The organism is Citrobacter sp. Cpo089, from assembly GCF_030332695.1.
Classification (GTDB): Bacteria; Pseudomonadota; Gammaproteobacteria; order Enterobacterales; family Enterobacteriaceae; genus Citrobacter; species Citrobacter portucalensis.
Window position 1 is genome coordinate 27,394 of sequence record NZ_JAOWHJ010000047.1, and the last position, 24,611, is coordinate 52,004.

At 52.7% G+C, this 24,611-nt stretch carries 20 protein-coding genes; 12 read left to right on the plus strand and 8 right to left on the minus strand.

Annotated features, from left to right (window positions below):
• Position 1: 1 nt before the first annotated feature.
• Positions 2-586, minus strand: a complete 585-nt coding sequence (locus OGX92_RS08495) for a propanediol/glycerol family dehydratase medium subunit (RefSeq protein WP_003828500.1) — start codon at positions 584-586, stop codon at positions 2-4.
• 11 nt (positions 587-597) lie between these two features.
• Positions 598-2,265 carry a propanediol/glycerol family dehydratase large subunit gene (locus OGX92_RS08500; RefSeq protein ID WP_003828502.1) on the minus strand — a complete coding sequence of 556 codons (1,668 nt, stop codon included), beginning with the start codon at positions 2,263-2,265 and terminating at the stop codon, positions 598-600.
• A gap of 392 nt (positions 2,266-2,657) precedes the next feature.
• On the opposite strand from OGX92_RS08500, the gene OGX92_RS08505 reads away from it, so the two are divergent.
• From OGX92_RS08505 to OGX92_RS08520, 4 genes are read left to right on the plus strand one after another with little or no spacing between them, the layout of a single operon-like run.
• The gene (locus tag OGX92_RS08505; protein WP_003828504.1) at positions 2,658-3,086 is read left to right on the plus strand and encodes a GlcG/HbpS family heme-binding protein; all 429 of its coding nucleotides are present in this window, start codon (positions 2,658-2,660) and stop codon (positions 3,084-3,086) included.
• A 22-nt stretch (positions 3,087-3,108) separates the two neighbouring features.
• Positions 3,109-4,272, plus strand: a complete 1,164-nt coding sequence (gene dhaT / locus OGX92_RS08510) for a 1,3-propanediol dehydrogenase (protein WP_003024734.1) — start codon at positions 3,109-3,111, stop codon at positions 4,270-4,272.
• Positions 4,273-4,288: 16 nt separating this feature from the next.
• Positions 4,289-4,642 (plus strand): glycerol dehydratase reactivase beta/small subunit family protein, encoded by a 354-nt coding sequence (locus OGX92_RS08515; RefSeq protein ID WP_286586435.1) that lies wholly within the window; start codon positions 4,289-4,291, stop codon positions 4,640-4,642.
• Entirely contained in the window at positions 4,643-5,173 is a 531-nt protein-coding gene (locus tag OGX92_RS08520; RefSeq protein ID WP_003828509.1) for a cob(I)yrinic acid a,c-diamide adenosyltransferase, read from the plus strand.
• On the opposite strand, the gene dhaR is transcribed toward OGX92_RS08520, so the two are convergent.
• A complete protein-coding gene (gene dhaR, locus OGX92_RS08525) occupies positions 5,151-7,076 on the minus strand; it encodes a dihydroxyacetone kinase operon transcriptional regulator DhaR (protein ID WP_286586436.1) in 1,926 nt (641 codons plus the stop codon). The two genes, OGX92_RS08520 and dhaR, sit on opposite strands and share 23 nt — an antisense overlap.
• Positions 7,077-7,166: 90 nt before the next feature.
• Positions 7,167-8,264 (minus strand): glycerol dehydrogenase, encoded by a 1,098-nt coding sequence (locus OGX92_RS08530; RefSeq protein ID WP_003024745.1) that lies wholly within the window; start codon positions 8,262-8,264, stop codon positions 7,167-7,169.
• 561 nt (positions 8,265-8,825) lie between these two features.
• On the opposite strand from OGX92_RS08530, the gene OGX92_RS08535 reads away from it, so the two are divergent.
• Positions 8,826-10,484 (plus strand): glycerone kinase, encoded by a 1,659-nt coding sequence (locus tag OGX92_RS08535; RefSeq protein ID WP_267440822.1) that lies wholly within the window; start codon positions 8,826-8,828, stop codon positions 10,482-10,484.
• 90 nt (positions 10,485-10,574) lie between these two features.
• Here the strand turns inward: OGX92_RS08535 and cfa are convergent, their stop codons facing one another.
• Positions 10,575-11,729 carry a cyclopropane fatty acyl phospholipid synthase gene (cfa, locus tag OGX92_RS08540; protein WP_286586437.1) on the minus strand — a complete coding sequence of 385 codons (1,155 nt, stop codon included), beginning with the start codon at positions 11,727-11,729 and terminating at the stop codon, positions 10,575-10,577.
• Positions 11,730-11,796: 67 nt separating this feature from the next.
• On the opposite strand from cfa, the gene OGX92_RS08545 reads away from it, so the two are divergent.
• Positions 11,797-12,645, plus strand: a complete 849-nt coding sequence (locus OGX92_RS08545) for a helix-turn-helix domain-containing protein (protein WP_003828520.1) — start codon at positions 11,797-11,799, stop codon at positions 12,643-12,645.
• Here the strand turns inward: OGX92_RS08545 and OGX92_RS08550 are convergent, their stop codons facing one another.
• Positions 12,646-13,419: a siderophore-interacting protein gene (locus tag OGX92_RS08550; RefSeq protein ID WP_003828523.1), complete on the minus strand. Its 774-nt coding sequence runs from the start codon at positions 13,417-13,419 to the stop codon at positions 12,646-12,648.
• A gap of 235 nt (positions 13,420-13,654) precedes the next feature.
• Here OGX92_RS08550 and OGX92_RS08555 point away from each other — a divergent pair, with 235 nt between their 5' ends.
• Complete coding sequence (locus OGX92_RS08555; RefSeq protein ID WP_164562466.1) at positions 13,655-14,329, plus strand: PadR family transcriptional regulator; 675 nt, start codon at positions 13,655-13,657, stop codon at positions 14,327-14,329.
• A gap of 53 nt (positions 14,330-14,382) precedes the next feature.
• Here OGX92_RS08555 and OGX92_RS08560 read toward each other — a convergent pair whose 3' ends face one another.
• Positions 14,383-15,903 carry a methyl-accepting chemotaxis protein gene (locus tag OGX92_RS08560; protein ID WP_063941807.1) on the minus strand — a complete coding sequence of 507 codons (1,521 nt, stop codon included), beginning with the start codon at positions 15,901-15,903 and terminating at the stop codon, positions 14,383-14,385.
• A gap of 430 nt (positions 15,904-16,333) precedes the next feature.
• Here OGX92_RS08560 and ygjG point away from each other — a divergent pair, with 430 nt between their 5' ends.
• On the plus strand, positions 16,334-17,713 hold the full coding sequence (ygjG, locus tag OGX92_RS08565; RefSeq protein ID WP_057067552.1) for a putrescine aminotransferase: 1,380 nt from the start codon (positions 16,334-16,336) through the stop codon (positions 17,711-17,713).
• A gap of 77 nt (positions 17,714-17,790) precedes the next feature.
• Here ygjG and OGX92_RS08570 read toward each other — a convergent pair whose 3' ends face one another.
• Positions 17,791-18,123 carry a tRNA-binding protein gene (locus OGX92_RS08570; RefSeq protein ID WP_003828529.1) on the minus strand — a complete coding sequence of 111 codons (333 nt, stop codon included), beginning with the start codon at positions 18,121-18,123 and terminating at the stop codon, positions 17,791-17,793.
• A 209-nt stretch (positions 18,124-18,332) separates the two neighbouring features.
• Here OGX92_RS08570 and ebgR point away from each other — a divergent pair, with 209 nt between their 5' ends.
• The 4 genes from ebgR (at position 18,333) to OGX92_RS08590 (ending at position 24,561) form a co-directional block, all read left to right on the plus strand.
• Positions 18,333-19,316, plus strand: a complete 984-nt coding sequence (gene ebgR, locus OGX92_RS08575; protein WP_032945068.1) for a transcriptional regulator EbgR — start codon at positions 18,333-18,335, stop codon at positions 19,314-19,316.
• A 207-nt stretch (positions 19,317-19,523) separates the two neighbouring features.
• The gene (gene ebgA, locus OGX92_RS08580; RefSeq protein ID WP_286586438.1) at positions 19,524-22,616 is read left to right on the plus strand and encodes a beta-galactosidase subunit alpha; all 3,093 of its coding nucleotides are present in this window, start codon (positions 19,524-19,526) and stop codon (positions 22,614-22,616) included.
• Positions 22,613-23,062: a beta-galactosidase subunit beta gene (locus OGX92_RS08585; protein ID WP_003828536.1), complete on the plus strand. Its 450-nt coding sequence runs from the start codon at positions 22,613-22,615 to the stop codon at positions 23,060-23,062. Before ebgA ends, OGX92_RS08585 begins: the two co-directional genes overlap by 4 nt.
• 65 nt (positions 23,063-23,127) lie before the next feature.
• The gene (locus OGX92_RS08590) at positions 23,128-24,561 is read left to right on the plus strand and encodes an amino acid permease (RefSeq protein WP_003828538.1); all 1,434 of its coding nucleotides are present in this window, start codon (positions 23,128-23,130) and stop codon (positions 24,559-24,561) included.
• The last annotated feature ends 50 nt before the right edge of the window (positions 24,562-24,611 follow it).

Below are 24,611 nucleotides of genomic sequence, written 5' to 3' on the forward strand. Positions count from 1 at the left end.
GTCATTCCCTTACCAGTGCAATATGCAACGTGACAGGCGCAGCATCCTGCACCACGTGTTTGGTTTCTTTGATATGAAACAGCGCGGCCTTGGCCATAAATTTAGGGCGCACCATCTGGTCATTGACCACTGGCACCGGAGAAGGCGACTCTTTACGTGCATATCGCGCGGCGTTTTTACCAATCTGACGATAGGTTTCCAGCGTCAGCAGCGGAGCCTGAGAAAACAGTTCCAGGTTACTTAGCGGCAGCAGATCGCGCTGATGAATCACCGTGGTTCCTTTCGACTGGATACCAATCCCAATGCCTGAGCCGCTGAGATTTGCCGCATCCCATGCCATAAAAGAAACATCCGAGGTGCGCAGGATCCTCACTACCCGCGCATGTAACCCCTCTTCTTCAATGCCTGCAACCAGCTCTTTCAAAATCGCGTTGTGCGGCATATCAATCAAGGTTTTATGCTGATACTTAGCAAAGGCCGGGCCGACGCCAATCACCACCTCATCCACGCGTTCATCCGCGTTAGCCGCCTCGCCTTCGCTCACCTGTAAGGTGAAAACCGGCTTACGTTCAGTTGTGCATTCCACTGTGTACCGCCTTATTCGATCGAGCCGGGCTGAACCACGCCCGCAATATTTTTAATTTCCGCCCAGCGTTCGGCACTGATGCGATAGCCGGTACCTGGTCCCTGATAATCATTGATGTCGTTGACGGCGCTGACGACGTCGAACTGGCGATCCAGAATGGCCGACGTTTGCAGGTAATCACCGGTAACACGCTGTCTCAGCATGTTGAGGATATTGCTGGCGATATCTTCGAAGCCGCTGCAACTCAACGCGCCGACGATATCCAGCCCGGTGATATTGCGCTTCATCATCTCTTCCACGGCAGCCAAATCCTCAACCACATTACGCGCAGGCATATCTTTGCTGCCGTGAGCATAAGTAGCGGCTTCGACTTCTTCATCGCTAATCAGCGGCAGGCCCAGTTCGCGGAATACCGCCTGAATGGCGCGTGCGGCCTTATTGCGAATGGCGATGGTTTCCTCTTCCGTGACCGGCCGCAGACCGCCGTCAACCATCAGATCGCGTTGTAGAATGTTGTAATCATCGAAATCTTCAGCGTCGAAGTTCGATCCGGCAAACATGTTGTCGTAGTTGGGTACCGCGCTGTAACCGGAGAAAATAAAGTCGGTACCCGGCAGCATCTGCATCAGGGTACGGGCAGTACGGCGAATATCGGAGTGGGAAAAGGTTTGGTCATTGGCGGAGGCCACTTCAAGGTCGAGCATTGAGGCAATCAGGTTTTCCGCCAGCACCGCGCGGATCCCTGACGGCACAGCGCCGGTCATGCCGATACAGCTGACCGCGCCGTTTTGCAGCCCCTGTACGCCCGCGCCTTTAGTGATAAAAATGCAGCGTGACTCCAGATAAAGCATCGATTTACTTTCGGAATAGCCCATCAGCGCCTCCGAGCCGGTGCCGGAGGTGTAGCGCATCTTCAGGCCACGCGACGCATAAGCCGAGGCGAGAAATGCTTTGGACCACGGCGTGTCATCACCGTCGGTAAACACCGATTCTGTGCCATATACCGACACCGTTTCGGCGTAGCTGGTAAGCCCACGCATGCCCAGCTCCAGCTCCGTGGCCTCTTCAACGGAACATTGCGTCAGCACACCGGGGCGACCACACTGGGAACCCACCAGCAGTGCCAGGGCGTTAAACGGCGCGTAGCGGGCAATCCCGACCGTCGTTTCCTGCTCGGAAAAGCCGCGGATCCCCGCTTCAGCAGCGTCGGCGGCAATCTGTACCGGGTTATCTTTCAGGTTAGTCACGTGGCACTGGTTGGAGGGAGTGCGTCTGGCGCGCATTTTTTGTAGCGCCATCATCATCTCCACCACGTTCATTTGCGCCATCACTTCCACCGCTTTCGCCGGGGTGATGGCGGTGGTAATGGCAATAATTTCTTCCCGACTGACATGGATATCCACCAGCATTCTGGCGATCTCCAGCGCATCGAGCTGCATGGCGCGCTCCGCCTCGGCCACGTTAATCGCATAGTCGGCAATGAAACGGTCGATCATGTCGAACTCGGCGCGGCTCTTACCGTCCAGCTCAATAATACGACCATTTTCCACCTTCACCGACGACGCCGGATCGTAAGGGCTTTCCATGGCGATCAGCCCCTCTTCAGGCCATTCGCCAATCAGCCCATCCTGATTTACAGGCCGCTTCGCAAGCACTTCGAATCGTTTTGATCTTCTCATGATTTATTGACTCAAAAGGTAAAAAATAGGGACGCCGGGCCATATTGCCGGGGACACAACACCCGACATTCGCCTTTCATCAGCAATGGCCGAACTCTAAATGAGCCAAGCAATAAAAAAATAAAATTAATTTCGTTCCAATTTGGCACCTAATAAAAACACATCGTTCCATATTGAAACGCAATTCAGGAATATCCATCGTTAATTGTGACGAGGTTAAATGATCATTATCAATAAACGCAAAACCGGGAAGGTAAATTTGATATTCCTGAAATTTCCGTCCTATTGACTTAATAACGTACGGCGAGAAAATAAGGTAAAGCCAATGATAAAAATAGCTGTTGCGCGATATGTTTCGTGACCTCAGCCCTACAACATTTTCAGGAGAGATTGTGAATAAGAGCCAACAAATTGCCACCATTACGCTGGCGGCTGCAAAAAAAATGGCGCAGGCCGTTGAGGCTAAAGCGCTTGAGATCAACGTTCCGGTGGTCTTTTCCGTGGTGGATCACGGCGGGAATACGCTGCTAATGCAACGCATGGACGATGCGTTTGTCACCAGCTGTGATATCTCTCTTAATAAAGCGTATACCGCCTGCTGCCTGCGCCAGGGCACCCATGAAATTACCGACGCGGTACAACCGGGTGCTTCGCTATATGGTTTGCAGCTTACCAACCAACAGCGCATTGTTATTTTCGGCGGCGGCTTACCTGTCATATTAAACGGTAAATTAATTGGTGCCGTTGGCGTTAGCGGCGGCACCGTCGAACAAGACAGATTATTAGCAGAAACCGCACTGAATTGTTTCTCTGAATTATAATTTAAATCTAAGAAGGTATATTATGAGCTATCGTATGTTTGATTACCTGGTGCCAAATGTGAACTTCTTTGGCCCCAATGCTATTTCCGTTGTCGGCGAACGCTGCAAACTGTTAGGCGGTAAAAAAGCGCTGCTGGTTACTGATAAAGGTCTGCGGGCCATTAAAGACGGTGCTGTAGATAAAACCCTCGCCCATCTACGTGAAGCGGGCATTGACGTGGTGGTTTTTGACGGCGTTGAACCCAACCCAAAAGACACCAACGTGCGTGACGGCCTGGAAGTTTTTCGCAAAGAGCATTGCGATATCATCGTTACCGTTGGCGGCGGTAGCCCGCATGACTGCGGTAAAGGCATCGGTATCGCGGCGACTCACGAAGGTGATCTCTACAGCTATGCCGGGATTGAAACCCTGACCAACCCGCTGCCGCCTATCGTTGCGGTGAATACCACTGCCGGTACCGCCAGCGAAGTCACCCGCCACTGCGTGCTGACCAATACCAAAACTAAAGTGAAGTTTGTGATTGTCAGCTGGCGCAACCTGCCATCGGTCTCCATTAACGATCCGCTGCTGATGCTCGGCAAACCCGCCCCGCTGACCGCCGCAACCGGGATGGATGCCCTGACCCACGCCGTGGAAGCTTATATTTCCAAAGATGCCAACCCAGTCACTGACGCCGCCGCTATTCAGGCTATTCGCCTGATCGCACGCAACTTGCGTCAGGCCGTAGCGCTGGGCAGCAACCTGAAAGCTCGCGAGAACATGGCCTACGCTTCTCTGCTGGCGGGTATGGCTTTCAACAACGCCAACCTCGGCTACGTTCACGCAATGGCGCATCAGCTTGGCGGTCTGTACGACATGCCACACGGCGTGGCGAATGCCGTACTGCTCCCGCACGTGGCGCGCTATAACCTGATCGCTAACCCGGAGAAATTTGCCGATATCGCAGAATTTATGGGCGAAAATACTGACGGACTTTCCACCATGGATGCCGCCGAACTGGCCATTCACGCCATTGCCCGTCTCTCCGCTGACATCGGCATTCCGCAGCATTTGCGCGATCTGGGCGTCAAAGAAGCCGATTTCCCGTACATGGCGGAAATGGCGCTGAAGGACGGCAACGCCTTCTCTAACCCGCGCAAAGGGAACGAGAAAGAAATTGCCGAGATCTTCCGTCAGGCATTCTGATAACGCAGGGGGCGCAATGTCACTTTCATCACCGGGCGTACATCTGTTTTATCACTCACGCTGGCAGGATACTCGCGTGCTTGATGAGCTGTGCTGGGGACTGGAAGAGCAAGGCGTCCCTTGCCGGGCAATCTGTTGCGACGAGCATGACTGCGCGCTGGCATTGAGCAAACTTGCGGCCAAAAGCTCAACGCTACGTGTCGGTCTGGGTGTTAACGCCACGGGTGATATTGCGTTAACCCACGCCCAGTTGCCCGAAGATCGGGCGCTGATCCGTGGGCATATCCGCGCCGGAGCAGCCCAGCTCCGCGTCCTCGGTGCTAATGCCGGTCAACTGGTTAAAGTACTTCCCTTCAGCGAGATAAATTAAATGTACCGCATCTATACCCGAACCGGCGATAAAGGCACGACCGCGCTATTTGGCGGCAGCCGTATCGACAAAGACGACATCCGCGTTGAGGCCTATGGCACGGTGGATGAACTGATTTCCCAGCTTGGCGTCTGCTATGCCAGCACGCACCAGGCTGAACTACGCCAGGATCTGCACGACATGCAAAAGATGCTGTTTGTACTGGGTGCGGAACTCGCCAGCGATGAGAAAGGACTCGCTCGCTTACAACAGCGTATTGGCGATGAGGATATTCAGGCGCTGGAGCAGCTTATTGACCGCAATATGGCGCAAAGCGGCCCGCTCAAAGAGTTTGTTATTCCGGGGAAAAATCTGCCATCGGCACAGCTACACGTCGCGCGAACCCTGGCGCGCCGACTGGAGCGGGTCCTTATCGCGATGAGCAGAACGCTGACGTTACGCGATGAACCCAGACGCTATATCAACCGACTGTCAGACGCGCTGTTCTCGATGGCGAGAATTGAAGAAACTAGTCCAGATGCTTGCGCTTAAACTGGCTGGCATCAATGTCGTACTGCTTCATCTTGCGCCACAAGGTAGTGCGACCAATGTTCAGCAGTTGCGACATCTCCTGTACGCGTCCGCTGGTGACGCGAGCAGCATGGATAATCGCCTCTTTTTCGATAGCGGTAAAGGTCAGACTGGCTGGCAGCAGTGAAGACGCCGTCTCCAGACCAGGACGTTCGGCAAACAGATAATCCGGTAGATTGCTCAGCCGAATATGGCCGTTATCACTGCTGATGGCGATGTTTTCGATAATGCTGTTCAGCTCAAAGTCATTGCCCGGCCACGAATAGGCCACCAGCTGCGCCAGCGCATCGTCGTCGATCTTCAGACTGGATGAAAAACGTTTTTTCAGGCTATTCAGCCGCGTATAAATCAGCGAGGGAATACTGTTACGCCGCGCCCGCAGCGGGGGGATCACTATCTCAAAAGAGTGCAGAGCGTAATACAGCTGACGGCTAAAGCGGTTTTGCTCCACCAGATTGGCGAGATCAACCGTGGTGGTGGCGATCACTTTGACATCCACCGGAATCAACCGACGGGCATCCAGGCGGGTGAGTACCCCCTGCTTGATCACCTGTAACAGCGCGGATTGCAGCTCCGGCGCCAGATATTCAATTTTTTCCAGAAACAGCGTGCCGCCGTTCGCCAGTTCAAGACGGCTCAACCGACCATTTTCATCGTCGGTGGGCGCGCTGCCCATAAAATCCTGCCCCAGCACACTGTTGGCATACAGCTGGCAGTTCACGGCGATATACGGCCCGCTGGCGCGCTCGCTTTCGTTGTGAATAGCCTGACTCAGCAGCTCTTTACCAACGCCCTCTTCCCCGCACAGTAGGATCGGAAAACTCCCCCTCGCGGCCTGGCGACCAAAGTGGATCAAGCGGCGGGTTTCTGGATCGTCAGTCGACATCTGCTCAAAGGTGTGGCTCACCTTGCCGAGCTGGCTGGTCATCAGCTGGCGCATTTGCTCCACCGGATGCAGCAGCAGGATAAAGCTGTTGCCCTGCTCCTCAACAATCGGTTTCAGGGTGATGACGGCATCAACAAACTGATGCTGGCTTTCAAAGGTAACTTCGACGTGATTCAGGCCGCGGGCATGTTTGATCGCCCGGCGCAGCAGCATGGGGAGATTGAGCAAGTCGTGAATATTTTTCCCCTGACTGGCCTGCGCGTCGAGATGCAAAAGCAGCGCCACACGCGCATTGAGGAACTGCAATACGCCCTGTTCGTTCCAGGCCATCACACCATCATCCATACTTTCCAGCAGCCCGTACATCTGGTTCAGATGGCGGTTGGATTCAGCCAGCAGGCTGTCGGTCAGCAAAGAGTTGCCGACTTCTCTGGCAATCGCCAGCGTCAGGGATAAATCAGAAACGCACTCATGCTCTACCAGACAACACAGCGAGATGGAGCCGAACAGTCGACCATGGTTATCGAAGACCGGCGTCGAGCAGAACGACCACGGATGCAGCGCCTGTTTAAAATGCTGATCGCCAGAGGTTTTTGTCGGCTGTCCCGGCATCGTCGCCAGTGACAGGGCACAACTGCCAATGATGCTTTCCGCACAGTAGCTGCCGTCGCGAAACCCAAGCTCCGCCAGCTGTTCCACCGTCTGCGGATCACCGCAACGGCTGAGAATACAGGCTGATTCATCCAGAATCAGCAGCGCGCACGGTCGGCCGTCCATAAACTCCCAGGCATCTTCCAGCGCAGCCTGAGCAATCGTCAGCAGCGCCGTCTTGCGACGACAAATCGACTCAAAGGTCAGCCCCTGTGCCTGATGCGGCGCCTGCCAGGTTTCCCGCTGCATAAACTTGCTGCAACGATGCCATGACTGGGCAATGACTGAAGAGACTTCCTTCCCGATGCTATGCGTGTGCGCCGTCATATCCCTTTCCGCTGTTTAACCATAGACAACCCCTCCGGCAGAGACTGTCAGAGGGGAGAAGATGCCGGATAAAAACCTACCGACGACTGATTAACGCGCCAGCCACTGCTGTCCCAGCAGGTCTGCCGTCAGAATAGCGGCATGTACGCTTTCAGGCGTTACCGGGAACGGCATATTGTGGATGGTTTCACCTTCTGCACAGGTCGCTTTCGCCACCGCCATGATCTTGCCGTCAACGTCTTCTTTCACACCCATTTCCGCTAACGTTACCGGCAGGCCTACTTTCTGACAGAAATTCAGCACGGTTTCGATCTCTTCCATCGGGCTGTTTTGCAGCACCAGTTGCGCCAGCGTACCAAAGGCGACTTTTTCACCGTGGTACAAATGGTGGCACTCTTCCAGAATCGTAAAGCCGTTGTGGATCGCATGCGCCCCTGCCAGACCGCTGCTTTCAAAACCGATGCCGCTGAGGTAAGTGTTAGCTTCGACAATACGCTCCAGCGCATCGGTCACCACGCCGGCCTGCGCGGCAAAACGTGCCTTCTCGCCTTCCGCCAGCAGGGTATCATAGCACAAGCGCGCCAGGCTCAGCGCCGCCACGGTGGACTGTCCGCCCGCCATGCTGGTCGCTCTGGCGTCATAACAGGCTTTCGCTTCAAACCAGGTCGAGAGCGCATCGCCCATCCCGGCCACCAGCAGACGTACCGGCGCTTTGGCAATGATTGCAGTGTCCATCACCACCATATCCGGGTTTTTCGGGTAGATAAGATACTCTTCAAACTCACCGGCTTCGGTATAGATAACAGACAGCGCGCTGGTTGGCGCATCGGTAGACGCGATAGTCGGGATCACCACCACCGGCAACTTCTGGTAGTAGCCAATCGCTTTGGCGGTATCCAGCGTTTTCCCACCGCCAATCCCAACCACACCGCGGCAACCGTGCTGTTTCAGAATGGCAATCAGGCGATTAATTTCAACATGGCTACATTCACCGTTAAAGCGTTCCGCATGGCAGCTAATGTCGTGGCTGTGCAGGCCGTTGAGTACTTTCTCTCCCGCCAACTTCATCACGAAGTCATCCGCAATCACGAAAAAGCTGTCCGCCAGATTTTTAGCGTATTGACCAAACAAGGTGGAAGCGTCAGGACCCTGGAGATATTTGGCTGGAGATTGAATAACTTTTAGCATTCCTTTCATCCTCAAATAAGTACATGTTTTTACATGGTGAGCCCTGGCGTTAACCTGTTTGGCCTGATGCTGACGGCGAAAACGGGAGGTACCGGAGCGATGCAATAACTGTATGGCGAGGCGTGCACAAAAAAATCTTTCGTCTTTTTGTTCTGATATGAAACAGATAAAAACGACACATGTTTCATATTGGAACGCTTAACCATAAAAAATATAAGGTTTGCGATCCCGATCCTTTCATTTGCCATCAAATCTCCGGCACAGACGAATCTCACTTTCTCTTATACCCACTCACTTGCCAAAATACCGGTAAAAAAAAGCTGACAGTACCGTGTGACCTGCATTCATCGCGAGAGGAAAAAGTCGAGCGAGCTCGCATTGTGGTCGTTCCCCGTTCTTTTCGGTTTCATTTCGGAACAAAAAACAATAACAACGTTCCGTAATGAAACTCATTTTAACGTTGTTTTTTTCCACGCTGACTTCGCCAGAATCTCTCTATCGCCTCCGCACCATGACCATACTTCCGGGGGTTTGTCTTACACTCAACCTCAAGGAGCCGTTATGTCTCAATTCTTTTTTAATCAACGCACCCATCTCGTAAGCGACGTCATCGACGGTACGATTATCGCCAGCCCGTGGAATAACCTGGCGCGTCTGGAAAGCGATCCAGCCATTCGCATCGTGGTCCGTCGTGACCTCAACAAAAATAACGTGGCGGTCATTTCCGGCGGCGGTTCAGGGCACGAACCCGCGCACGTTGGGTTTATCGGTAAAGGTATGCTAACCGCCGCAGTCTGTGGCGACGTGTTCGCTTCCCCGAGCGTAGATGCGGTACTGACCGCCATTCAGGCGGTAACCGGTGAGGCGGGCTGTTTGTTGATCGTGAAAAATTACACCGGTGACCGTCTTAATTTCGGTCTTGCCGCCGAGAAAGCCCGTCGCCTTGGTTACAACGTCGAAATGCTGATTGTCGGCGATGACATCTCCCTGCCGGATAACAAACACCCGCGCGGCATTGCGGGAACCATCCTGGTGCATAAAATCGCGGGCTATTTTGCCGAACGCGGCTACAACCTCGCCACCGTCCTGCGTGAAGCGCAATACGCGGCCAATAACACCTTCAGTCTGGGCGTTGCGCTTTCCAGCTGTCATCTGCCGCAAGAAACCGACGCCGCCCCGCGTCATCATCTGGGCCACGCGGAGCTGGGTATGGGCATTCACGGCGAACCAGGCGCCTCGGTTATCGACACCCAGAACAGTGCGCAGGTGGTGAGCCTGATGGTGGATAAACTGCTGGCTGCCCTGCCTGAAACCGGCCGTCTGGCGGTGATGATTAACAATCTTGGCGGCGTTTCTGTTGCCGAAATGGCCATCATTACCCGCGAACTGGCCAGCAGCCCGCTGCATCCGCGTATCGACTGGCTGATTGGCCCGGCCTCGCTGGTTACCGCGCTGGATATGAAAGGCTTTTCACTGACGGCCATCGTGCTGGAAGAGAGCATCGAAAAAGCGCTGCTCACCGAGGTGGAAACCAGTAACTGGCCGACGCCGGTCCCACCGCGTGAAATCAGCTGTGTACCGTCATCTCAGCGTAGCGCACGCGTGGAATTCCAGCCTTCGGCGAACACTCTGGTGGCCGGGATTGTGGAACTTGTCACCACAACCCTTTCCGATCTGGAGACCCATCTTAATGCGCTGGATGCCAAAGTCGGCGATGGCGATACCGGTTCAACCTTTGCCGCAGGCGCGCGGGAAATTGCCAGCCTGCTGCATCGTCAGCAGTTGCCGCTGGATAACCTTGCCACGCTGTTCGCGCTGATTGGCGAACGTCTGACCGTGGTGATGGGCGGTTCCAGCGGTGTGCTGATGTCTATTTTCTTTACTGCCGCAGGGCAGAAACTGGAACAGGGAGCTAACGTTGCCGAAGCCCTGAATACGGGACTGGCGCAGATGAAGTTTTACGGCGGCGCAGACGAAGGCGATCGCACCATGATTGATGCGCTGCAACCGGCCCTGACTTCGCTGCTCGCACAACCGAAAAATTTGCAGGCCGCATTCGACGCCGCGCAAGCGGGAGCCGAACGAACCTGTTTGTCGAGTAAAGCCAATGCGGGTCGCGCATCGTATCTCAGCAGCGAAAGCCTGCTCGGAAATATGGACCCCGGCGCGCACGCCGTCGCGATGGTATTTAAAGCGCTGGCAGAAAGTGAATTGGGCTAAGCCATAAGTGCCTGATGCGCTTCGCTTATCAGGCCTACGAGTGCAAACCTTTGTAGGCCGGATAAGGCAACGCCGCCATCCGGCAGAACGTTAACGATAAACGCGGATCCCGCCCTCTACGCCGCGGCTAAACAGCACCTGCCAAAGCTCAATATCTCTGGCGCGGAAAGCCCCTGCGCAGGCACATAAATAATAATTAAACATTCTTCTGAAGGTGGCGGAATAACGTGATGACAGCTCCGGCCAGGCCTGATTAAAGCGCTCATGCCAGGCCATCAGCGTTTTATCATAATCGCTGCCGAAGTTATGCCAGTCCTCCATCACAAACCGTGATTCGCTGGCCTCGGCAATATGGGAAATTGCCGGTAAGCAGCCGTTCGGGAAAATGTATTTATTGATCCACGGATCGACGCTCATCCCTTTTTTATTGCTACCAATAGTATGCAGCAGGAACAGTCCGTCCGGTTTTAAACAACGGTCGGCGATGCTGAAATAGGTGTCGTAGTTTTTCGGCCCGACGTGTTCAAACATCCCCACGGACACAATGCGATCGTAGTGTTTATCAAGATCGCGATAATCCTGCAGCAGAATGTTAACGTCCAGCCCTTCACAGCGCTGCTGCGCCATTTTCTGCTGCTCTTTGGAAATGGTAACGCCTTCTACCGCCACGTCATAATGACGCGCCGCATATTCCGCCAGCCCGCCCCAGCCACAACCGATATCGAGTAAACGCATACCCGGTTTAAGCTGCAGCTTCTCGCAGATCATTTTTAATTTGGCATTTTGCGCATCGTCTAATGTGGTCGCGTCTTTCCAGTAACCGCAGGAATATTGCATATGCGGATCAAGCATCAGTGCAAAGAGATCGTTACCAATATCATAATGTTCTTTACCGACGATCCATGCACGACTACGTGACTGCAAATTAAACAGGCGCGCGCTGGCAATGCGTAAAATATCTTTCAGATTACCTGGCATCTGCTGGTCGAGTTTTGCTCTCAGGATTTTACAGAACAGAATATCGAGCCGTTCGCAGTCCCACCAGCCTTCCATATAGCTTTCGCCAAGCCCTAACGAGCCTTGTTGCAATACCCGTTTAAAGAAACCGGTATGATGAAGTTGAATGTCCCAGGCGCGCGAGCCATTAATTCTGATATCCGCTTGCGAAAGCAGCTCTTTTCCCATTCGGGTCCAGTTATCATTTGTTTCATTGACGATGACAGCATCTGAACAAAGCGAGTTCATGGTATTTACCAAAAGTGGGCTAAAAATTATTACGCAAGATTATTATGGAAAAAAGAGTGTATGTATTATGATCCGCGGACAAGATCTATCGAGCAGCGGACACACCATCGGGAGCATTGACGATTCATTTATGGAAACTCTCGCGCAAAAACAGTGGAACTCCTTCCCAGATAACTCCATGACCGAACTGCCGCAGGACGTATTCTTTCGCTCATATGTCCTGGAAGCCAACCACCATGTACCGCAGCATTCACACTCTTTTATGCAGTTTCATTTCGCCCGCAAAGGCAGCATGCGCATTGATGTTGCCGGTAAGTGCTGGATAATCCCGGCGCATTATGGCATTTGGATCCCAAATAATACGGAGCATGCGGTTTGGGCATTAGATGATGTGTATTTAGAAAATCTGGATATTAAACCGGGCTTTCTTGAAGAGAGCATCAATGAATGCAAAGTAGTGGCTATCAGTGATTTCGCCAGAGAGTTTATTCATTACGCCACGAATTCAATTTCAGGCCATTATGATAGTCAGTCAAAAGAGGGCAAGCTGGTTAGTGTGCTGGTCGATATTATTCTGCAACTCCCGGAAGTCGCTTTTGTATTACCCTGGCCGCAGGATCGCGAATTAACCAAAGTCTGCCGAACAATACAAGAATCCCCCGCACTGGAGCATTCTGTTGAATACTGGGCGCAGCATCTGGGTATGTCTGCCCGTACCTTTTCACGCCATTTCAAAAAAGAAACCGGATTGCCTTTCAGCGTCTGGAAGCAAAAAATGCGAATACTTGAATCGGTATTAATGCTGAAGAAAAATAAAAGCGTAACCGCCGTGGCACTCGACGTTGGGTATTCAAGCACCGCGGCATTTAGCTACGCATTCCGCCAGGCGTTTGGCGTTCCGCCCTCTAATTACTGATTAACGGCGTTGATGCCAGTAAGCCGCTGCGCGAACCCGTTGCTGATCGAACGCCTCGGTTTCAAAACGAGCACTCAGGTTTTTGACCACCTTGCCTTCGCCGGTGATCCAGATGAAATAATCGTCTGCGGGCACGCTTAGCCGCGATAAGTGTTCATTCACCGCCTGCTCGTCATGGCCGATAAACCACTGAAGAGTAAATCCGTCGAGATGGGCAAAATAGTCCTGGTACGCCGCATCCTGCACGCTAACCAGCGCCGTAACGTGCGGACGTACCGCCAAACGGCAGAGCGACTCCAGGCGTCGGCGCAACGCGGGCATTCCCGACTCATCACACACGTAAACCTGATACGCATAGTCCTCTGGTACCACCAAAGAACCGCGCGGCCCGCCGATCGTAAGCTTGTCACCCTCGCGGGCATTCATCGCCCATGTACTTGCCACGCCGCCGTCATGAATATAGAAATCCAGCGCCAGCTCATGGCGCGCTTCGTCATACAACGGCGTGTAGTCACGGGATAACGGACGTACGCCGTCAGCCCAGACAATGCCTTCATCGGTGACGACAGGTGGTACAAAGTGGCTGCCCGGTTCAGGGAAAAAGACCTTGGTATGATCGTCAAAGCCGCGTGAGCTAAAACCGTCCAGAGCGTCACCGCCCAGTACAATGCGCTGAAAGCCCGCGCTAATACGCTCTACCCGCAGGACAGTAAGTTCTCGAAAACGCAGTTCATTGCGAACGCGCTGCGGGTAGCGTGAGGTGTTTGTTGTCATTTTTTCGCCTTCGTGAAAATAATAAGATATATCTAAACTCATTTTCAAATGATAATGATTGCTAATCAAAAAGATTGCAAGCACTTTTTGATATAGTTGAGTTATGATTATCCCGCTATCACAACCACATAAAAACACTTAATAATCATCATATTAAACAAAAATTATTTTATAGACTTGCAAGCTGATAATTTTTAGATATAAATTAGATATATCTAAATAACATCAGGAGACGATGATGCAAAACCATCATGAAGGTTGCTGCAAGCACACAGAGCACCAACACGAAGGCTGCTGCAAGGGTGAAGGACATCACCACGAAGGCCGCCACAACGAACACCATGCAGGTTGCTGCAAAGGTGAAGAACATCGCCATGAAGGCTGTAACAAAGATCATCACCACGAGCACGGCTGCGGGCATCGTCGTGGCGGCGGCGGTGGTCGTCGTCAGCGGTTCTTCGGCCACGGCGAATTACGCCTGGTGATTCTGGATATCTTGACCCGCGACGCCAGCCACGGCTATGAGCTGATTAAAGCGATTGAAACCCTGACCCAGGGTAATTACACCCCAAGCCCGGGCGTTATCTATCCAACACTGGATTTCTTGCAGGATCAGGCACTGATCACCGTCAGCGACGAGGAAGGTGGGCGTAAACAGATTGCGATCACGACCCAGGGCCAGCAGTGGCTGGATGAAAACCGTGAACATCTGGAACATATCCACGAACGGATTAAAGCCCGCTGCGTGGGTTTTGAATTACGCAAAAATCCACAGATGAAACGCGCGCTGGAAAACTTCAAAGCCGTGCTGGATCTACGCGTCAATCATGGTGATACCAGCGATGCGCAGATCAAAAAAATCATCGGTATTATCGATCGCGCTGCGCTGGATATTACTCAGCTGGATTAATCTGCACAGCAGGCGGAACCCGTATGCCCGACGTTCCGCCTGTATTTTTAGTATTAATGCAGCACCGTAACCGCATCTTCCAGACGGCCCGCGCGATGTTTCACCATCGCGGAAATCTGCGCACTCTCTTCAACCAGTTCGGCGTTTTTCTGCGTAATGTTGCTCAGCTCATTCACCGCGCGGGTCAGGCTGGAAAGACCATCCGATTGTTCCAGCGTGGAGTGGCTGATTTGGGCGATCAGCTGAGTGACGTTTTGCACCTGCGCCACAATATCGTCCATCGTGCGCCCTGCGGCGTGAACCTGGTCAGATCCGGACTGCACCTTGTCAGCGCTGGCATCAATCAGCTTGCGGATATCATTGGCCGCACTGGCGCTGCGGCTAGCAAGATGACGCACTTCTCCCGCCACCACGGCGAACCCTTTCCCCTGCTCGCCCGCCCGCGCGGCTTCAACAGCGGCGTTCAAAGCCAGAATGTTAGTCTGGAAGGCAATATCGTTAATCAGCGTCGTAATAGTGCCGATCCGCTGGGTGCTGTTGGCGATATCGTCCATGGTTTTGATGACGGTATCCATTGCCTCACCGCCGTGCGTTGCCGCGCTGCTGGCGGCAATAGAGAGCTTATCGGCCGCGGCGGCGGTTTCTGAGTTTTGTTTCACCGATGCCGCCATCTGATTCATGGTGGTCACCGTTTCCTGCACGTTCTCGACAGTCTGCTGCGTATGCTTGTTTAAATCGTCGCTGCCTTTCGCCAGCGTTTCGCTGTCGCTGCGCACGCAACTCACCTGGCTGGAGACGTCGTGAATGAGCCAGCGACACATTAATCCAAGTTGGCCCACTGCTCGTAGCATCAGGCCCAGTTCATCACTACGGTTAAGATGCGACACGCTGTTCCGCTCACCGGTCGCCACTTTCAGAGCCTGACGGGTGACATTCTCAATAGGACGCACAATTTGCCATTCGAAAATAGCCGTTCCCAGCACCATCACCAACGCGCTCATCAGCAGTAACGGCCATTCGGCGCCCATCTGCTGCAATGTGGCCGCTAGCAGGACAAACATGAATGCCATCACGCTGCGTACCCGCCAGCGAATCGGCATCGCCGGCAGTTTACCCAGCCAGCCTTTGCGTACCACCAGCCCTTTATGAATACGCCTGTTGCAACGCCCTTCGTTCAGCGCTTTATATAAAGGCTCTACTGCCGCAATTTCCTCGTCAGTTGCCCGGGTACGAATCGACATATACCCGGTCACGCGTCCTTCCCGCACCATCGGCACCGCATTGGCCCTCACCCAGTAGTGATCGCCATTCTTACGCCGGTTTTTCACAATCCCGCTCCATGGCTCGCCCTGCTTCAGGGTGTACCACATATCCGCAAACGCCGCTTTTGGCATGTCCGGATGACGAACCTGATTGTGCGGCTTATCGAGCAATTCATTCAGCTGATAGCCACTGACCTGGACAAATGTATCGTTCGCATGGGTAATATAGCTTTGTAAATCGGTGGTAGACATGAGGGTGATATCATCATCCAGCGGTGTATTTTGCTGACTAACGTAGGGATGAGAAGACATGATTGCGTCCTGTGCAGGTTATCTGGTTGTTAACTCTTTCGGCTTATGTTATTTCGGCGATAATTTTTTTATCTTTAGTTGTTAAATTTGATTTAGATCGCAATTTGCGATTAAACCTCAAAATCTGTACGCATTCTAATCCATTGATTTAAAATACTTTCATCTAGTAACTATTCAACGTCACTTCTACCAGCGCACCGTCACAGTGCAAATCTTGCCCATTTTTAGCGCAAATTTACGTTTATTCGATCTGTTTTCAGGCTCCTTACTTGGGCAAAATGCCAGCAAATGTTAAATCACGGCATTAAATGTTGCGCAAATGAGATGTTTCCTGGTGTTTATCCCGATTTTTGCTAAGCGCGCCGGAATGGCGCAATCCCTGCAATACTTAAATCAGTATCATGTGATACGCGAGCTCCGGGAGCATATTTTGAACAGGTTACCTTCCAGCGCATCGGCCCTGGCCTGCAGCGCACACGCACTGAATCTCATCGAAAAGCGCACGCTTGATCATGAGGAAATGAAATCATTGAACAAAGAGGTGATTGAGTACTTCAAGGAGCATGTCAATCCGGGGTTCTTAGAGTATCGAAAATCTGTAACTGCAGGCGGGGATTACGGAGCCGTAGAGTGGCAAGCGGGAAGCCTGAATACGCTTGTCGACACCCAGGGGCAAGAGTTCGTCGATTGCCTGGGTGGTTTTGGAATTTTCAACGTGGGGCACCGTAATCCAGTCGTGGTTTCCGCCGTACAGAATCAACTCGCGAAACAACCTCTGCACAGCCAGGAGTTACTTGACCCTCTTCGGGCCATGTTGGCAAAAACTCTCGCCGCACTGGCGCCCGGTAAACTGAAATACAGTTTTTTCTGTAACAGCGGGACCGAGTCGGTTGAAGCCGCCCTGAAGCTGGCGAAAGCGTATCAATCGCCGCGCGGTAAATTTACGTTTATTGCCACCAGCGGCGCATTCCACGGTAAATCACTGGGCGCGCTGTCCGCCACAGCTAAATCCACCTTCCGTAAACCCTTTATGCCGCTGCTGCCGGGCTTCCGTCATGTGCCGTTTGGCGATATTAACGCGATGCGCACCATGCTCAGCGAGTGTAAAAAGACCGGTGACGATGTCGCTGCCGTGATCCTCGAACCCATCCAGGGTGAAGGTGGGGTGATCTTGCCTCCACAAGGCTATTTGACTGCCGTTCGTAAACTTTGCGATGAGTTTGGCGCGCTGATGATCCTTGACGAAGTGCAAACCGGCATGGGGCGTACCGGCAAAATGTTCGCCTGCGAACACGAAAACGTGCAGCCCGACATTATGTGTCTGGCCAAAGCGTTGGGCGGCGGTGTGATGCCCATTGGCGCGACCATTGCCACCGAAGAGGTGTTCTCCGTCCTGTTCGACAATCCTTTCCTGCATACCACCACCTTTGGCGGCAACCCGCTCGCTTGTGCAGCTGCGCTGGCCACCATTAACGTCCTGCTGGAGCAAAATTTACCGGCTCAGGCGGAGCAGAAAGGCGATATGTTGCTGGATGGTTTCCGCCAGCTTGCGCGGGAATACCCGGACCTGGTGCATGATGTACGCGGTAAGGGCATGCTGATGGCGATTGAGTTTGTCGATAATGAAATCGGCTACAACTTTGCCAGTGAGATGTTCCGCCAGCGGGTGCTGGTTGCCGGCACGCTTAACAATGCAAAGACGATCCGCATCGAACCGCCGTTGACGTTAACGATCGAGCAATGCGATCTGGTATTGCGATCGACGCGCAAAGCCCTGGCAGCATTACGGGTGAGCGTGGAGCAAATGTAACAACCTTACCCGGCCTATAAAAGACAATCTTTTGTAGGCCGGATAAGGCGTAGCCGCCATCCGGCAATTAGCCTGACTTAAACAATCCGCACACCAGCAGGCATAAGGCGTTCTGGCGTCAACAGTACGCTTTCACTGCCATCGTCGGTTTCCGCGCACAGCAGCATGCACTCTGATGTCTCACCGCGCATTTTGGCCTTTTGCAGATTACACAGCACCACCACCGTTTTGCCCATCAGCTCCTCTTCTCTGTAGTAAGGCACCAGGCTGGTTACGGTTTGCAGCGTACGCTCTCCCACATCTACCTGTACGATATACAGCTTATCGGCATTGTCATGGCGCTTTACCTGTGCGATTTTTCCAACACGTATTTCCATTCGGGCAAAATCAGCAAATGCGACGGTATCCATTATTTTCTCCTTTGGTAAAATTTTACTAAATATTAGCAAAATATTTTCCGAGCATTGTTCTCAAAAGCGGGAAAATGACGTACTCATCACACTCTGAAAGCCCAGTTTTACCCCGAGCATGTCAATTAATCATGCTTTTTTTACTGAAAACAGATGAATAGATAAGCACTTCATTTACAATGCGCAGGTAACTCAGGGAAAAGGCAAACATGGCAACACTTAAAGACATCGCAATCGAAGCTGGCGTGTCCCTGGCGACAGTGTCCCGGGTTTTAAACGATGACCCCACGCTGAATGTAAAAGAAGAGACTAAGCATCGCATTCTGGAGATCGCGGAAAAGCTGGAGTACAAAACCAGCAGCGCCCGAAAGAACCAGACCAGCGCGCTCGGCCCCCAGCATATTCTGGCGCTCTACAGCTATCAGCAAGATTTGGAAATCAACGATCCTTACTACCTCGCGATCCGCCATGGGATTGAAACCCAGTGTGAGAAACTCGGGATCGAACTGACCAACTGCTATGAGCACAGTGGTCTGCCGGAGAGCAAACACATTACCGGCATTCTTATTGTCGGCAAGCCTTCTCCCGCTCTGCGCGAGGCGGCAACAGCACTTACCGACAATATCTGCTTTATCGATTTCCATGAATCCGGCAGCGAATATGACGCCGTCGATATCGATCTGGCCCGCATCAGCAAAGAGAGCATCGACTTCTTCATTGCCCAGGGCGTCACCCGCATTGGCTTCATCGGTGGCGAAGACCAGCCAGGCAAGGCCGATATCCGCGAAGCCGCGTTTGTCGAATACGGTCGTCTGCAGCAGGTCGTTTCTGAACAGGACATCTATCGCGGCGGTTTCTCCAGTTCATCAGGCTATGAACTGGCTAAAGAAATGCTGGCGAAACCCGACTATCCCAGCGCCCTGTTTGTGGCTTCAGACTCGATTGCCATTGGCGTTCTGCGCGCCATCCACGAGCGCGGTCTGAATATTCCGCAGGATATTTCGCTGATTAGCGTTAATGATATCCCAACGGCGCGTTTCACCTTTCCTCCGCTTTCCACCGTTCGCATCCATTCGGAAATGATGGGCAGTCAGGGCGTCAACCTGCTGTTCGAAAAAGCCCGTGACGGGCGTGCGCTCCCCCTGCTGGTTTTTGTTCCCAGCAAGCTGAAACTGCGCGGCACCACCCGCTGAAATCCCCCGTTAACCCGCCCGGTTTCTTCTGATGCCGGGCGCGCATTGTCATGCATTCTTTTCCGCGTCCGAATTATTTTCGTGATCCAGTTAAAGTAAATCACTTCACTTGCTATATTTTAGTAAAAGTTTTACTAAAATCACCATCAATTACACTTACCCACCATTACAATGAATGGTTCCGATTTTTCTCCACCGGGAGGCCTTATGAATCGCTGGGAAAACATTCAGCTCACCCACGAAAATCGACTGGCGCCACGCGCATATTTTTTCTCTTACGACTCCGTTGCGCAGGCTCGCTCGTTTGCCCGCGAAACCAGCAGCCTCTTTCAGCTGCTAAGCGGTCAGTGGAATTTTCAGTTCTTTGAGCATCCACTGCAGGTGCCGGAAGCCTTTACGTCGCAGTTTATGAGTGACTGGGGCAGCATCACCGTCCCCGGCATGTGGCAGATGGAAGGACACGGCAAGCTGCAGTATACCGACGAAGGTTTTCCTTTCCCGATTGATGTCCCCTACGTTCCGACCAATAACCCCACCGGGGCCTATCAGCGTATTTTCACCCTCAGCGAAGGCTGGCAGGGCAAACAGACACTGATTAAGTTTGATGGCGTAGAAACCTACTTCGAAGTTTACGTGAATGGTCAATACGTTGGCTTCAGCAAAGGCAGCCGCCTGACGGCCGAATTTGATATCAGCGCGGTGGTGAAGACCGGTGATAACCTGCTGTGCGTTCGCGTAATGCAATGGGCTGATTCCACCTACGTTGAAGACCAGGATATGTGGTGGTCGGCGGGAATTTTCCGCGACGTCTATCTGGTCGGCAAACAGGCGACCCACATTCAGGATTTTACCGTTCGCACCGAGTTCGATGATGACTATCGCGACGCCACCCTCTCCTGCGACATTGCGCTGGAAAACCTGGCCTCCACGCCAGCGATAGCGTCGCTCGAATACACCTTGTTTGACGGTGAGAAGGCGCTGCATAGCGGTGTGATTAACACTCTGAAGGTGGATAAACAAACGCAGACCGCTTTTCATTTCAAGGTTAGCGCGCCGCAGCAGTGGTCGGCGGAATCGCCGTATCTCTACCACCTGGTGATGACGCTGAAAGATGCCAGCGGCAACATCCTTGAGGTCGTGCCACAGCGCGTTGGATTCCGCGATATTAAAGTTCGCGACGGTCTGTTTTACATCAATAACCGCTACGTGATGCTGCATGGCGTTAACCGCCACGATAACGATCATCTTAAGGGCCGTGCTGTCGGTATGGATCGCGTTGAAAAAGATCTGCTGTTAATGAAGCAGCACAACATCAACTCCGTACGCACCGCCCATTACCCGAACGATCCGCGCTTCTATGAATTGTGCGATATCTACGGCCTGTTCGTGATGGCCGAAACAGACGTTGAATCTCACGGCTTCGCCAATATCGGCGATATCAGTCGGATCACCGACGATCCGCTATGGGAAAATGTCTACGTTGAGCGCATCGTGCGCCACGTCCATGCGCAGAAAAACCACCCTTCGATCATCATCTGGTCGCTCGGTAACGAATCCGGATACGGCTGTAACATCCGCGCCATGTATCACGCTGCGAAAGCGCTGGATGACACGCGTCTGATCCATTACGAAGAAGATCGTGACGCCGAAGTGGTGGATATCATCTCCACCATGTACACCCGCGTGCCGCTGATGAATGAGTTTGGTGAATATCCGCATCCTAAGCCGCGCATCATCTGCGAGTATGCGCACGCCATGGGCAACGGTCCCGGCGGGCTAACGGAATATCAGAACGTCTTCTATCAGCATGATTGCATCCAGGGGCACTATGTATGGGAGTGGTGCGATCACGGGATTCAGGCTAAAGATGACGACGGCAACGTCTGGTACAAATATGGCGGCGACTACGGCGACTATCCGAACAACTACAACTTCTGCCTTGATGGCCTGATTTATTCCGATCAAACCCCAGGACCGGGACTGAAAGAGTACAAGCAGGTAATTGCGCCGGTGAAAGTGCGCGCACAGGATCTGGCCCGCGGCGAGCTACGGGTAGAAAACAAACTCTGGTTCACCACGCTTGACGACTACACCTTGCATATTGAGGTTCGCGCCGAAGGAGATACGCTCTCTGTTCAGCAGATAAAACTGCGCGACGTTCCTCCCAACAGCGACGCGCTGCTGCAATGCGCACTGCCGGAGCTGGATGCGCGCGAAGCGTTCCTTAACGTCACCGTGACGAAAGATTCCCGAACGTCATACAGCGAAGCCGGGCATCACATCGCGACTTATCAGTTCCCGCTGAAGGCCAGAACGGCGGCTGCCGTACCGTTTAGCCTGCAAAACGCCACCCCTCTGACGCTGGAAGACAGCCGCCAGAGCTGCACCGTTCGCGGTTATAACTTCCATCTGACCTTCTCAAAGCTGACCGGTAAACCGATCGTCTGGAACGTCAATGGAGAAGAGCTGATTACCCGCGAGCCGAAGATTAATTTCTTCAAACCGACCATTGATAACCACAAGCAAGAGTTCGAAGGCCTCTGGCAGCCGAATCATTTACAGATTATGCAGGAGCATCTGCGCGAGTTTACCCTTGAGCAAACCGATGATGCGCTGCTGATAACCAGCCAGACCATTATCGCCCCGCCGGTATTCGATTTCGGTATGCGCTGCACCTATCGCTGGCGCATTGCCGCGGATGGTCAGCTGAATGTGGAACTTTCTGGCCAGCCTTACGGCGAGTACCGGGACATTATTCCGTGCATCGGTTTCACGATGGGCATCAACGGTGATTTGGGCCAGGTGGCGTATTACGGACGTGGCCCCGGTGAAAACTATGCCGATAGCCAGCAGGCCAACATCATCGACATCTGGCGCAGCAGCGTGGATGAGATGTTCGAAAATTATCCGTTCCCGCAAAACAACGGCAATCGTCAGGACGTGCGCTGGGCAACGCTAACCAACCGCCACGGCAACGGCCTGCTGGTGGTCCCGCAGCGCCCTGTCAACCTGAGCGCCTGGCGCTATACGCAGGAAAATATCTTTGCCGCACAGCACTGCAACGCGCTGCAACGTAGCGATGACATCACCCTGAATCTGGATCACCAGTTGTTGGGCTTAGGTTCCAACTCGTGGGGAAGTGAAGTACTCGATTCCTGGCGCGTCTGGTTTACGTCATTCAGCTACGGCTTCACGTTGTTGCCGGTTTCCGGCAGCGAATCTGGCGCTCAAACCACCGCCAACCGCGCCTTTGGCACCGGGTTCTTTTCCACGAATATGCACAGCGAGAATACAAAATGAGGATCATCGACAACTTAGAGCAGTTCCAGCAACGCTATGCTTCAGGTCGGAAATGGCAACGCTGCGTCGAGGCTATTGAAAACATTGACAATATTCAGCCAGGCGTCGCCCACTCTATCGGTGATTCCCTGAGCTACCGCGTGGAGACAGACTCCGCGACCGATGCGCTGTTTACCGGTCATCGTCGTTATTTTGAGATCCATTACTACCTGCAAGGGCAGCAAAAAATAGAGTATGCCGCCAAAGAGGATCTCCAGGTGGTTGAATATTATCGCGATGAAACCGATCGCGAATATCTGAAAGGTTGTGGAAAAACCGTCGAAGTGCACGAAGGACAAATGGTTATTTGTGACAACCATGAAGCCTATCGTTTTATTTGTAATAACGCAGTGAAAAAAGTCGTACTCAAAGTCACCATCGAAGATGGTTATTTTCATAATAAATAAAAACACAGGCGGCGCCGACGTTGCGCCGCCAGTACCCTATAATAATCAGGAATCGGAGATGTGCTATGTCTGATACCAAACGTAATACCATCGGCAAGTTCGGCTTACTTTCACTCACCTTTGCCGCGGTTTATAGTTTTAATAACGTAATCAACAATAATATTGAGCTTGGTCTGGCATCCGCACCGATGTTTTTCCTCGCGACGATTTTCTACTTTATTCCGTTTTGCTTAATCATCGCCGAATTTGTTTCGCTGAATAAAAACTCCGAAGCCGGTGTCTACGCATGGGTAAAAAGTTCGCTGGGTGGACGTTGGGCATTTATTACTGCCTACACCTACTGGTTCGTTAACCTGTTCTTTTTTACCTCGCTTTTGCCCCGCGTTATTGCCTACGCCTCATATGCTTTTTTAGGCTACGAATACATTCTGACGCCGTTCGCAACCACCGTGTTAAGTATGGTGCTGTTTGCCTTCTCCACCTGGGTTTCGACCAATGGTGCAAAAATGTTAGGGCCGATTACCTCGGTCACCTCCACGTTGATGCTGCTGCTGACGCTGTCCTATATTTTACTGGCAGGTACGGCGCTGGTTGGTGGCGTACAGCCTGCTGACCCTATCACCGTAGACGCAATGATCCCGAATTTTAACTGGGCCTTCCTCGGTATCACCACCTGGATTTTTATGGCGGCAGGCGGCGCGGAGTCGGTGGCGGTGTACGTCAACGACGTCAAGGGCGGCTCCAAATCGTTCGTGAAGGTCATTATCATTGCCGGAATTTTTATCGGCGTGCTCTATTCCATCTCCTCGGTGTTGATTAACGTATTCGTCAGCAGCAAAGAGCTGAAGTTTACCGGTGGTTCGGTGCAGGTATTCCACGGCCTGGCGGCATATTTCGGCCTGCCGGAGCTGGTCGTTAACCGCTTTGTCGGCCTGGTCTCCTTTACCGCGATGTTCGGCTCCCTGCTGATGTGGACCGCAACGCCGGTGAAGATCTTCTTCTCTGAAATTCCGGCGGGTATTTTCGGTAAAAAAACCGTCGAACTGAATGAAAACGGCGTCCCGGCCCGTGCAGCATGGATCCAGTTCCTGATCGTTATCCCGCTGATGATTATCCCGACGCTCGGCTCCAATACCGTGCAGGATTTAATGAACACCATCATCAACATGACCGCCGCCGCCTCGATGCTGCCGCCGCTGTTTATTATGCTGGCTTACCTGAATCTGCGTGCAAAACTGGACCACTTACCGCGCGACTTCCGTATGGGTTCGCAAAAAACCGGCATTGTTGTGGTGTCGATGCTGATCGTTCTTTTCACCATCGGATTTATTGCCTCTACCTTCCCAACCGGCGGCAATATCATGACCATTATTTTCTATAACGTCGGTGGGATTGTTATTTTCCTCGGTTTTGCCTGGTGGAAATACAGTAAATATATCAAAGGGCTAACCAAAGAAGAAAAAGCTATTGAGGCGGCCCCTGCTTCAGATATCAATTAATGACTAAAACATAATAACAATAAACAATATTCGCCAAGGCTATAACAATA

What these genes read in the sequence shown, in the direction of transcription:
- OGX92_RS08500 (WP_003828502.1), bottom strand. Translation starts at nt 2,265, where the DNA reads ATGAGAAGATCAAAACGATTCGAAGTGCTTGCGAAGCGGCCTGTAAAT.
- dhaT (WP_003024734.1), top strand. Translation starts at nt 3,109, where the DNA reads ATGAGCTATCGTATGTTTGATTACCTGGTGCCAAATGTGAACTTCTTT.
- OGX92_RS08515 (WP_286586435.1), top strand. Translation starts at nt 4,289, where the DNA reads ATGTCACTTTCATCACCGGGCGTACATCTGTTTTATCACTCACGCTGG.
- OGX92_RS08520 (WP_003828509.1), top strand. Translation starts at nt 4,643, where the DNA reads ATGTACCGCATCTATACCCGAACCGGCGATAAAGGCACGACCGCGCTA.
- dhaR (WP_286586436.1), bottom strand. Translation starts at nt 7,076, where the DNA reads ATGACGGCGCACACGCATAGCATCGGGAAGGAAGTCTCTTCAGTCATT.
- OGX92_RS08530 (WP_003024745.1), bottom strand. Translation starts at nt 8,264, where the DNA reads ATGCTAAAAGTTATTCAATCTCCAGCCAAATATCTCCAGGGTCCTGAC.
- OGX92_RS08535 (WP_267440822.1), top strand. Translation starts at nt 8,826, where the DNA reads ATGTCTCAATTCTTTTTTAATCAACGCACCCATCTCGTAAGCGACGTC.
- cfa (WP_286586437.1), bottom strand. Translation starts at nt 11,729, where the DNA reads ATGAACTCGCTTTGTTCAGATGCTGTCATCGTCAATGAAACAAATGAT.
- OGX92_RS08545 (WP_003828520.1), top strand. Translation starts at nt 11,797, where the DNA reads ATGATCCGCGGACAAGATCTATCGAGCAGCGGACACACCATCGGGAGC.
- OGX92_RS08550 (WP_003828523.1), bottom strand. Translation starts at nt 13,419, where the DNA reads ATGACAACAAACACCTCACGCTACCCGCAGCGCGTTCGCAATGAACTG.
- OGX92_RS08555 (WP_164562466.1), top strand. Translation starts at nt 13,655, where the DNA reads ATGATGCAAAACCATCATGAAGGTTGCTGCAAGCACACAGAGCACCAA.
- OGX92_RS08560 (WP_063941807.1), bottom strand. Translation starts at nt 15,903, where the DNA reads ATGTCTTCTCATCCCTACGTTAGTCAGCAAAATACACCGCTGGATGAT.
- OGX92_RS08570 (WP_003828529.1), bottom strand. Translation starts at nt 18,123, where the DNA reads ATGGATACCGTCGCATTTGCTGATTTTGCCCGAATGGAAATACGTGTT.
- ebgR (WP_032945068.1), top strand. Translation starts at nt 18,333, where the DNA reads ATGGCAACACTTAAAGACATCGCAATCGAAGCTGGCGTGTCCCTGGCG.
- ebgA (WP_286586438.1), top strand. Translation starts at nt 19,524, where the DNA reads ATGAATCGCTGGGAAAACATTCAGCTCACCCACGAAAATCGACTGGCG.
- OGX92_RS08585 (WP_003828536.1), top strand. Translation starts at nt 22,613, where the DNA reads ATGAGGATCATCGACAACTTAGAGCAGTTCCAGCAACGCTATGCTTCA.
- OGX92_RS08590 (WP_003828538.1), top strand. Translation starts at nt 23,128, where the DNA reads ATGTCTGATACCAAACGTAATACCATCGGCAAGTTCGGCTTACTTTCA.